This window comes from Pseudomonas sp. GM50, from assembly GCF_000282375.1.
Taxonomy (GTDB): Bacteria; Pseudomonadota; Gammaproteobacteria; order Pseudomonadales; family Pseudomonadaceae; genus Aquipseudomonas.
The window spans coordinates 1-680 of sequence record NZ_AKJK01000154.1 but is presented as its reverse complement, the minus strand read 5'-3'; the positions used below and the strand labels follow the sequence as shown (position 1 = coordinate 680).

Here is a 680-nt window from a genome sequence, read left to right as displayed (position 1 = left end):
ATTCGGTCGTGCATTAAAAGCAAAAGATCGCAGCCTTCGGCAGCTCCTGCATTGGGATGGCGTACATCCTGTAGGAGCTGCCGAAGGCTGCGATCTTTTGATTTTGGAAGATCAAAAGATCGCAGCCTTCGGCAGCTCCTACATCACGGGGCAGAGAATTGATTCGCCATATGTCCGCAGCTGTTTATACTGCAAGCGACCACGCCGCACTCAGTTGCGCACACACTAATTCCAATAATTCCTGCCTCTGCCCGCTCTCACCGAGAACGGTCGTCGGCCTGCGTATGCCTGATCAAAGCGTCAAGACTACCGACAGAGACCTTGCGCATGCCACTCGCCTTGCTTGCACTGGCCGTTGCCGCCTTCGGCATCGGCACCACCGAATTCGTCATCATGGGCTTGCTGCCCGATGTCGCCCGCGACCTGGCCGTGAGCATTCCTCACGCGGGGCTGCTCATCACCGGTTACGCTCTGGGCGTGGTGTTCGGCGCGCCGATCCTCGCGGTCGGTACCGCCAACATGCCGCGCAAAGCCACATTGCTGGGCATGACGCTGATGTTCATTCTCGGCAATATCCTCTGCGCCCTGGCGCCGAACTACGCCACGTTGATGGCCGCGCGGGTGATCACGGCGCTGTGCCACGGTGCGTTCTTCGGCATCGGCTCGGTGGTCGCCGCCGG

At 60.0% G+C, this 680-nt stretch carries 2 protein-coding genes; both read left to right on the top strand.

Features of this window, described 5'->3' with window-relative positions; all coding sequences use genetic code 11:
- Positions 1–229, top strand: a 229-nt coding sequence (locus PMI30_RS31880) for a hypothetical protein (protein WP_238542042.1), incomplete at its 5' end; no start/stop codon positions are given.
- A 98-nt stretch (positions 230–327) separates the two neighbouring features.
- The coding region (locus PMI30_RS00010) for an MFS transporter (RefSeq protein ID WP_008015329.1) at positions 328–680 on the top strand (353 nt) is incomplete at its 3' end.